The 9,816-nt window shown below is 36.9% G+C and carries 7 protein-coding genes; 5 read left to right on the forward strand and 2 right to left on the reverse strand.

What is annotated here, in order from left to right; translation table 11 throughout:
- Positions 1-115: 115 nt before the first annotated feature.
- Both NHG49_RS02865 and hemL read right to left on the reverse strand, forming a co-directional pair.
- Complete coding sequence (locus tag NHG49_RS02865) at positions 116-4,552, reverse strand: glutamate synthase-related protein (protein ID WP_258125536.1); 4,437 nt, start codon at positions 4,550-4,552, stop codon at positions 116-118.
- 199 nt (positions 4,553-4,751) lie between these two features.
- Positions 4,752-6,050 (reverse strand): glutamate-1-semialdehyde-2,1-aminomutase, encoded by a 1,299-nt coding sequence (gene hemL / locus NHG49_RS02870; protein ID WP_064477272.1) that lies wholly within the window; start codon positions 6,048-6,050, stop codon positions 4,752-4,754.
- Positions 6,051-6,177: 127 nt separating this feature from the next.
- On the opposite strand from hemL, the gene NHG49_RS02875 reads away from it, so the two are divergent.
- The 5 genes from NHG49_RS02875 (at position 6,178) to bcp (ending at position 9,742) form a co-directional block, all read left to right on the forward strand.
- On the forward strand, positions 6,178-7,191 hold the full coding sequence (locus NHG49_RS02875) for an ABC transporter ATP-binding protein (protein ID WP_000843649.1): 1,014 nt from the start codon (positions 6,178-6,180) through the stop codon (positions 7,189-7,191).
- The gene (locus NHG49_RS02880; RefSeq protein ID WP_000521517.1) at positions 7,184-7,975 is read left to right on the forward strand and encodes an ABC transporter permease; all 792 of its coding nucleotides are present in this window, start codon (positions 7,184-7,186) and stop codon (positions 7,973-7,975) included. The genes NHG49_RS02875 and NHG49_RS02880 overlap by 8 nt, the downstream gene beginning before the upstream one ends.
- 4 nt (positions 7,976-7,979) lie before the next feature.
- Positions 7,980-8,765 (forward strand): ABC transporter permease, encoded by a 786-nt coding sequence (locus NHG49_RS02885; protein ID WP_000639385.1) that lies wholly within the window; start codon positions 7,980-7,982, stop codon positions 8,763-8,765.
- Positions 8,766-8,837: 72 nt separating this feature from the next.
- Positions 8,838-9,242, forward strand: a complete 405-nt coding sequence (locus tag NHG49_RS02890) for a potassium channel family protein (RefSeq protein WP_000964347.1) — start codon at positions 8,838-8,840, stop codon at positions 9,240-9,242.
- A 44-nt stretch (positions 9,243-9,286) separates the two neighbouring features.
- The gene (bcp, locus tag NHG49_RS02895; RefSeq protein ID WP_060486952.1) at positions 9,287-9,742 is read left to right on the forward strand and encodes a thioredoxin-dependent thiol peroxidase; all 456 of its coding nucleotides are present in this window, start codon (positions 9,287-9,289) and stop codon (positions 9,740-9,742) included.
- Positions 9,743-9,816: the final 74 nt, after the last annotated feature.

Consider the following 9,816-nt stretch of genomic DNA (forward strand, 5'->3'; position numbering starts at 1 on the left):
CATCAATTTTTAGTGAAAAAACCTGCTGAATTTCAGCAGGTTTCAAATTGTTACTATAGATTACTATGAGAAGTGTACTTCGTCAATTTTTTCTTGAGAATGAAAAGTTGGTATATCACTCTGTGGAGATAGATGGATCAGCCTGCTCTTTTTTCGGGATAATTTCAAAAAACTGTTGCTGCATATCATCGAGTAACGGTGTTAATAAAGCAACTTCCTCGTATTGCTCATGTTCATTTAATACACGAATATAATCTAGCAATAACTCAGTCACATCTTGCACGCCATTTTTACTAATTGGTTGTAATGTAACATTTGCCCCTTTTGCGATTCTTCTTTTTAAGGCGTTTTCTGTTAAACCCGAGCTTGAATCATGACGTAAATAAACAACACCACCAGTCATACCAGCACAAATCCATGGACCAGGATCCCCTAAAACAAGCGCTCGCCCATTTGTCATATATTCAAAAGCGAAACCTTTAATATTAGAGTATACACCTATATTCCCTTGCTCTTTTTCACGGAGTGGCTTTGTCATTCGCCCTCCAATTATCATGTCTGCTCCAGAGAGGCGAATGCCGGCGCGAGCATCAGCGTTACCTTGAACGTATAGCGATCCTTTTTGTGCACCGTACCCAAAACCTTTTCCGACAGAACCGTTATAATATATGCCGTCTTTTCCTTTTGTTTTCGTTATATAAATACCACCACCAAAGGAAGTTTTACCAATACCATCTTGTGCACCGCCATTTACGTGTATAAATAAGTTCTCACTATTATAAGCACCTAATCCATTTCCAGGAATAGAGCCATTCGTATACTTTAATGTAAGTGGTTCAAGCTTCGTGTCTTCATATAATTTACTACGAACGCGATAGCAAGATTCTAGACCACCCATAACGCGTTGCTCTACGCCAACGCCTACTAATTCTTTTGAATGAGGGGAATGAACTGTTTCAAATTGTTTTTCCGGTACGTATTCTGTTTTTGTAACAGATGGGTTTTCTATCGTTTGTAGTAAATTACATAAGTCTAATAAATTTTCGCCTCGAACTTGTTCTAATAAATCGGAATGTCCGACAATTTCTTGTAAATTTGTATAACCAAGATTTCCTGTTAATCGTTTTAGTTCTACGCCAAAAGTGGTGAATAAATGTAATAATCCAGCAACGGCGCTTTCTAATTCGCGCGGGACGAAGCGGCGTAATCCGTGTTCTTTCGCCTGAGCTTCAGACTCAATTTGTGTTGCAATTCCAACGTGACAAGTATCTAGATGACATCCGCGGCAAGTTGTACAGCCGATTGCAATCATGGATAATGTACCAAATCCAATACGGTTTGCCCCAAGGAGCATGATTTTCAAGGCATCATTAACACTTCGAATACCACCGTCAGCCCAAATTTCTACTTTATGTCTCATATTTGCTTCTAATAAAGCATTGTGAGCGGCTTTCACACCAATTTCTACAGGAAGCCCTACATGTTGCAATGCGTGAATACGTGCAGCACCTGTACCACCATCAAATCCGCTAATGTTAATAAAGTCAGCACCAGCTTTTGCGATACCGACAGCAATTGTTCCAATGTTAGGGACGACAGGGACCTTTACAGCTACTTTCGCAAGTTGATTAGCCGTTTTAATTTCTGTAATCATTTGAGCTAAATCTTCAATGGAATAAATATCATGGTTGTTAGAAGGTGAAATTAAATCTGAGCCAATTGTAGCATTACGTGCTTCAGCTATTTTGGCTGTTACTTTTGAACCTGGCAAATGTCCACCTTCACCAGGCTTTGCGCCTTGCCCGATTTTTATTTCAATTAAGTTTGATGAATTTAGTAGTTCGGCGTTTACGCCAAATCGCCCAGATGCAACTTGTTGTCCGCGTGTATGTGGATATTTTCCAATCATATCTTTAATTTCGCCGCCTTCACCGTTTAAACTAATCATATTTAGCTGATCGGCCGCTTCTGCATATGCACGAAAGGCAACTTCATTTTGAGAACCGAATGACATGGAACTAATAATAAATGGTAAATTATGATTTTGAATGCTGATGGACACTTCTTCAGCGGGAACTACATGTTTTGTTTCTTTCGTTTGAACAAGGTGTCTAATTGCGATTGGGTTATTTTCTTCTAATTCACTTAACTTGTCACGGTAATCATCATAAGAGTTTCCTTTTGCGACATCGCCGATTGCTTTCCAAATTCGCGGGAATATATGAAAAGATTTTCGCATTCTAACTTTAGGATTGTTATAATCATCCGCTCGCAATTGTGCATCTTCAGCAAGTGATTCAAGCGAAAAAGCTAAATCATTTGAACCGAAGAAATTCGTAATTTGTAATATATTTGCGATTTCCTCATGTAATCCGATAGAAGAATAGAGGCGACCGTAACCACGTAATTCATGGATTCCAATTGTTGAAATGACTTTTTCTAGTCCTTTATTAAGAGCATTATACAAATTCGTAATTGGCGTTTTTGTTCCATCATTTACGGTTGCAAATAATAAATATGGATTCATACCATCTGCTCCTAATCCATACAGTGTGACGATATCATGTAAGGAGCGAAGGGCACCAGAACGTATAACGAGAGAGCAGTTTCGGCGTAATTTATTTTCGCCTAATACTTGATGTACTTTAGCGGTAACTAAATGCGGATCAATCCATAACTGTTCATTTAGATGAGCGTTGGCATCGTCTATTAATAGTAGGGAGGCTCCATCGTTCACGGCCTTTATCGCTTCAGAACTAATTCGATTTAAGGCGCATTGTAAAGTTTCTGTCGGACTGAATGTAGCAGAGATTGTAGCGATAGAGCTATGAGTATTGAATAGCTGTATAAGTTGTTCGTACGTAATTGTGTGTAATTCCTCTGTAATAGATTGTGCTACACTTCCTTCTAGAATAATGGGGGAAAGCATCTCAACTACAAATGGCTGTTTAGCTCCGCTTAATAAACTTGGGCGCTCTCCAAGTATTGTTCGTGTGGAGAAGTGCTCGACCTCTCGATCACGATCGATTGCTGGATTTGTAACAACGGCTACACTTTCCTTAATGAAATCAGCGATATTTCGTCTATCAGTATCGAGTGCTGCAAGTGGTGAGTCATGCCCAAGTGAGCGAATTGGCTCGACGCCTTTTGTTGCCATCTGTTCAAGAAGCTGAATATGTTCTCGATCCCACCCGAAAGAAACGTACTGTTTCGTTTCAACTTGAACAGAATCACATAATCCTTGGATTTCTTTCGTTTCAGGGATAGATAAGTTTAAATGATAATTGCTAACATCGATTCGTTTTTGGAAACGATTATATACTTCAATTTGGTATTTGTCGTATTCATAAAGAACAAGTTCATCTTGTTCATTCCATTTTAATCCGACCTTTTCTCCAGGAGCGAGTGGTTTCGGTTCTTCTACATATTCGGTTGGTGATACAACTCCAGGTTCAGAAGAGAAAACATAAGAACTCACTGTCTCTACTTTCCATACTGGTCGTAGTCCAAGGGAATCAACGCTGAAAACAGCCTCATCTTTATAACGTGAAATAATACCAGCTGGACCTTGCGCAAAATGGCCCCATGCTTCACGTATATACGTATATAAATCTTGTAAATGTGGTTCATAAAGTTTAATTTCATTAATAATTGGTGGGAATAGTATATCCATTGCTTCAAATAAACTGTAGTCGTATTGAACAAGTAGGGTTTCTAGGGTGCGGTTTAAATCTTGGGAGTCACTTCCCCCAACAGTAAGTGGAACATGAATCATGTCAGCTTGATCGCGTAATTTTGCAATTGTGTTAATTTCACCATTATGTCCGAGAATGCTAAATGGTTGTACACGAAAAAAATTAGATAATGTATTAGTAGAATAGCGGTTATGTCCTAGTGTCATAGTTGAAGCGATAAGTGGATGTTGTAAATCATTGTAATAGGCAACAAGTGTATCCCCAGCACCTAGAACTTTATATACAACATGGTCACGACTTAATGAAGCAACATGAATCGCTTCGTTTTCCTCTATTTTTATCGTTACTGAAAATAATGTTTGCTCAATATTTTCAACTTTATTTTCTGCGATAAGAGCAACTTGCCAAAATAAAGGTTCTTCCTGTTTACCAAGTGGACCGAGTGCATCGGAATTTATTACATCATCACTTTCAAAAATAATAGTAAAATTTTCGTTATTTAATTGCGTACGAATATGATTTTTTAAATTAACGATATTTGCGTTTTTGTTTAGAAAAAAATGTCCAACGATAAAGTGGGGATGATCCACAATCGTTGGATTGTATCCGTTATTTTTCAGCTTTTCATTCCAAAGTGCTTTTGGGACATCAATGTGAATTCCGATACCATCTCCTTCACCATTAATGAAACCAGCTCGATGATTCATTTTGACAAGTGATTGTATGCAAAGGTCGATGTTTTCTTTTGTAGGAATTTTTCGTTTCTCCATAACGGAAACGATTCCACACGCATCATGTTCTGCATTTTTATAATCTCGAAATAAAGACGGTGTCCATGTATTTGTTTTATTGAGCATCCGTCAATCCCCCCTCTTATTGAAGTTTGAATAATCTTACTATTCAAGGCGTGAGCAGCCTTATATACAAGGATAGTAAGGATATAAAATAAAAATAAAACAGATAATTATGAATAATTATACTATTAATGAGGGATTTATGAAATAGAAAAAAGGAAAAAAGAAAGATGTGCTTTCTTTTTTCCTTTTAATGACGGGATTATTTATTATCCGCTAAAGCAGCAAATGCTCTGCCTACAGCTTCAATTGTATATTCAATATCTTCTTTTGTATGTTCTGTCGTTAAGAACCATGCTTCGTATTTAGAAGGTGCTAAGTTAACTCCTTCTTGAAGCATAAGCTTGAAGAATTTACCGAACCTTTCACCGTCTGTATCTTGTGCTGCATCGTAATCTTCAATTGTATTTGTTGTGAAGTATACAGTTAAAGCACCTTTTAGTCGGTTTAATGTAATATCGATATTATGTTTTGCAGCTTGCTCTAAAATTCCCTTTTCAAGCATCGCACCAAGTTCATCTAATTTCTCATAAAGACCTTCTTGTTGAAGAACTTCTAGACAAGCGATACCGGATGCCATAGAAGCAGGATTTCCTGCCATTGTACCAGCTTGATATGCAGGTCCGAGCGGAGCAACTTGTTCCATAATTTCTTTCTTACCACCATAAGCACCGATCGGAAGTCCGCCGCCAATAACTTTACCAAGCGCTGTTAAGTCTGGTGTTACGCCAAGTAAGTCTTGAGCACCACCGTACATAAAGCGGAAAGCAGTAATAACTTCATCATAAATTACTAGTGCACCAGCTTCGTGAACAAGTTCATTCACTTTCTCAAGGAAGCCAGGTTTTGGCTCTACAATACCGAAGTTTCCAACAATCGGTTCTACAAGGATAGCTGCTACTTCATGTCCCCATTTATCTAAAGCTTCTTTTAAAGTTTCTACATTATTAAATGGAACGGTAATAACTTCTTGAGCGATACTTTGTGGTACACCGGCTGAGTCAGGAGTTCCTAGCGTAGAAGGGCCAGATCCAGCTGCTACAAGTACTAAATCAGAATGACCGTGGTAACAACCAGCAAATTTCATAATTTTTGTGCGGCCTGTGTAAGCACGAGCGACGCGAATTGTTGTCATTACTGATTCAGTACCAGAGTTTACGAAGCGGACTTTATCTAATGCAGGCATTGCTTCTTTTAACATTTTTGCGAATTTTACTTCTAGTGCTGTTGGTGTTCCGTAAAGTACACCATTTTCAGCAGCTGTTGTAATTGCTTTTGTAATGTGCGGGTGAGCATGTCCAGTAATAATAGGACCGTATGCTGCTAAATAATCGATATATTTATTTCCGTCTACATCCCAGAAATAAGCACCTTTTCCACGTTCCATAGCAACAGGAGCGCCGCCGCCAACTGCTTTAAAAGAACGAGAAGGACTATTAACGCCGCCAACGATATGTTCTAAAGCTTCTTTATGTAATGCTTCTGATTTTGTGAATTTCACTACAATTCATCTCCTTACAAAAATCTATGTATTATTCTAACATGTTTTTCGAAAAGACGTATTGTTTGTGATAGAGAAGGCAGTTGGGTAAACTATTCGTTGTGACATTTAGGAAGGGGGTCCGATTATGAAATCGGTAATTGAGGTACAAGGGTTACGTAAAGAATTTACAGCCTATTCAAGTCGTCCGGGATTAAAGGGTGCTTTTCGCGATTTATTAAATCGTAATTATAAAATAGTACCAGCAGTAAATGATGTATCTTTTACTGTGAAACAAGGTGAAATGGTTGGGTATATAGGTGAGAACGGTGCTGGTAAATCAACAACTATTAAAATGCTTACGGGGATTTTGACTCCGACATCAGGAGAAATTTTAGTAAATGGGATGAACCCGCATAAGCAGAGAGAAGAATTCGTAAGAACGATTGGTGTTGTTTTCGGTCAACGCTCACAACTTTGGTGGGATATTGCTGTACAAGAATCTTTTCGTTTATTAAAAAAAGTGTACGGTGTATCAGACGCTCAGTATAAAGAGCATATGGAACACGTGATTGAAACGTTAGATATTGGTCCTTTATTAGATAAGCCAGTTCGAAAGTTATCTCTAGGTCAAAGAATGCGTTGTGAATTAGCGGCAGCATTAATTCATAATCCACCGTTATTATTTTTAGATGAACCAACAATTGGGTTGGATGTTCTTGTGAAATTAAAAATACGTGAATTTTTAAAAGAAATGAATGAACGTTATAAAACAACAATCTTATTAACAACCCATGATATTACTGATATTGAAGCTTTATGTGAGCGCGTTATCATGCTGGATGAAGGAAATATTATGTATGACGGTTCTTTAAATAATCTTCGTACACAGTGGGGAGCAGAGAAGGAAATCCATTTTCAATTTATTGCACCAGTTTCCTATCAGGCTTTATCAATGGTTATGCCAGATAGTCATGTCGTTTGGTCGAAAGCGAAAGAGGAAAACGCGTGGGTTGCAAAAATACCGAATGAAGAAGTTATCATTTCAATGCTTATTTCTAAAGTAGTACAAGCCTTTCAAATTAAAGATTTAAAAATTAACGAAGTATCTACAGAGGAAATTATTCGTAACATTTATGAAGAAGGTATTAAACATGGGTAAGTACATTGAAATGATTCGGATTCGCTTTTTAATGATGCTTGCGTATCGTACAAACTATTATAGTGGGATTTTAATTTATACAATTAATATCGGTGCGTATTATTTTTTATGGCAAGCAATTTATAGTGGAAAAGAGAATATTGAAAGTTTATCTATTTCGCAAATGACTACTTATATCGCAATTGCGTGGATGGCACGTGCTTTTTATTTTAATAATATAGACAGGGAAATTGCGATGGAGATTCAAGAAGGACGTGTAGCAGTAGAACTCATTCGTCCATATAACTATTTAGGCATGAAAGTGATGCAAGGTCTTGGTGAAGGAATATTTCGTTTTGCTTTCTTTTCAATTCCAGGTATGGTTATCGTTACCTTATTATTTTCATTGCAAATTACAACGAATTTTCAAACGTGGTTATATTTCTTCTTATCTTTAATATTTAGTTTTATTATTAATACACAAATTAATTTAATGACGGGAATGCTCACGTTCTTCCTATTTAATAATAGTGGAATTATGTATGCGAAACGTGTCGTTATTGATTTATTTTCAGGTCTATTATTACCAATTAGTTTTTATCCGTTATGGGCCCAAAAGGCAATGATGTTTTTACCGTTTCAGGCAATTAGTTATATTCCGAGTATGATTTTTTCAGAAGGTATACAAGGAAGTAAATTGTATGAGGCATTATTATTCCAAGTAATTTGGGCAATTGTACTTATTATTCCAATTGTACTCATGTGGAGAACGGCGAGAAAACGTCTAATTGTACAAGGGGGATGATGAGATGATATATATAAACCTATTTTTGCAATATGCAAGCCAATATATAAAAACAAAATTGGAGTATCGGGGCGATTTTATCGTTGGATTACTTTCTGATTTAGCACTACAGGCTGTTAATTTAATCTTTATTCTCGTTGTGTTTGGGCATACACAAGCATTAAAGGGCTGGAGTAGAGAAGAAGTAATCTTTATTTATGGTTTCTTTTTAGTGCCGTTTGCCATTTTCTCAGCTTTCTTTAACATATGGGACTTTAATGATCGTTACATTATTAAAGGAGAAATGGATCGTATATTAACGAGACCGATTCATAGTTTATTTCAAATTATATTAGAAAGAATGGAACTGGAATCTTTAATTGGAGCGATTACAGGAATAATTGTAATGGGATATGCAGCAGTGGAGCTGCAATTATCTTTTTACTGGTACGATTTCTTCTTATTCTTACTGATGGTAGGAGGAGGAGCACTTGTATACGGAGGGATATTTGTTACGCTTGCGAGCCTTGGTTTTTGGTCGGATGCGAAAAGTTCAATTATGCCGCTAATGTATAACATAGGTAACTATGGTCGCTATCCTGTTAACATTTATAACCGTGTGATTCGCTTCATTTTAACGTTTGTTTTACCATTTGCGTTTGTCGGAGTGTATCCAGCAGCATACTTTTTAAGAAAAACAGAGTGGAATAGCTATGCATTTGCAACACCATTCGTTGGTGTTATCTGTTTTACGATTGCAATTACTCTTTGGAATCAAGGGGTAAAAAGGTACCGTGGTGCTGGGAATTAATTATAGAAGCTTGTTTGTTTCTAAGGGATAAATCCAATGGCCGTCTCATACATATAAAATGAGGTGGAGGACATGTTATGGGGATTTATTCTATTAATTGCAGCAATTGCTATTTTGAGAAGTGTCCAATTGTTATGGAGTTCATATTCAGATTCTAGGCGTTTCTTTTCGCTTTATAATTTAGCCTCCTTATTTTTAATTTATACAACGGTATTGATTGCGTTTGGGTTAAGTTATGTTGTATTAGAAGAAATGGGTTTTGCAGTTTTGAAAGAAGATGGAGAAAGTTTGCATGCCCAATCTTTTCAACTTGTAGAAATTTGCTTATATTTTAGCGCAGTTACTTTATTGTCCGTTGGGTACGGTGATATAGCTCCGATTGGAATAGGGAGATGGATTGCGATTGCAGAAGCGCTAATTGGATATACATTACCGTTTGCTTTTGTAATGAGGTCTGTAATAGACAATGAAAAATAAGATAGCATTTGATATAGTAAAAGAAAAGAGTAGGAGTGATAACAATGATCACAGTAGGAGAAATGGCTCCAGAATTTACATTAGAGGGAAGTAACGGGGAACAAGTTCGCTTAGCTGATTTTCGTGGTAAAAACGTAGTGCTATATTTTTATCCGAAAGATATGACTCCAGGGTGTACAACTGAAGCATGTGATTTTCGCGATGCGTATGGATTATTTCAAGAGAAAGATACAGTTATTCTTGGTGTAAGTCCTGATTCAGCGAACAGACATCTGAAATTCATTGAGAAGCATGAGCTTCCATTTGTACTTTTAGTAGATGAAGATCATAAGGTAGCGGAATTATACGACGTTTGGAAATTGAAAAAGAACTTTGGAAAAGAGTATATGGGAATCGAGCGTTCTACATTCCTTATTAATAAAGACGGTGAGCTTGTAAAAGAGTGGCGTAAAGTGAAAGTGAAGGGACATACTGAAGAGGTTCTTTCTTATATAAAGTAAATTCATTGTGGAGATAAAATATATAGAAGTAAGGCGAGTGTCTATACATATTTTATCGTCTTACATAAAGTGAA

Origin of the sequence: Bacillus sp. IBL03825, from assembly GCF_024712505.1 — a bacterium.
Lineage (GTDB): Bacteria > Bacillota > Bacilli > Bacillales > Bacillaceae_G > Bacillus_A > Bacillus_A wiedmannii.

Coding starts and splice junctions, on each gene's coding strand:
- NHG49_RS02865 (WP_258125536.1), bottom strand. CDS start 4,552: ATGCTCAATAAAACAAATACATGGACACCGTCTTTATTTCGAGATTAT.
- NHG49_RS02875 (WP_000843649.1), top strand. CDS start 6,178: ATGAAATCGGTAATTGAGGTACAAGGGTTACGTAAAGAATTTACAGCC.
- NHG49_RS02880 (WP_000521517.1), top strand. CDS start 7,184: ATGGGTAAGTACATTGAAATGATTCGGATTCGCTTTTTAATGATGCTT.
- NHG49_RS02885 (WP_000639385.1), top strand. CDS start 7,980: ATGATATATATAAACCTATTTTTGCAATATGCAAGCCAATATATAAAA.
- NHG49_RS02890 (WP_000964347.1), top strand. CDS start 8,838: ATGTTATGGGGATTTATTCTATTAATTGCAGCAATTGCTATTTTGAGA.
- bcp (WP_060486952.1), top strand. CDS start 9,287: ATGATCACAGTAGGAGAAATGGCTCCAGAATTTACATTAGAGGGAAGT.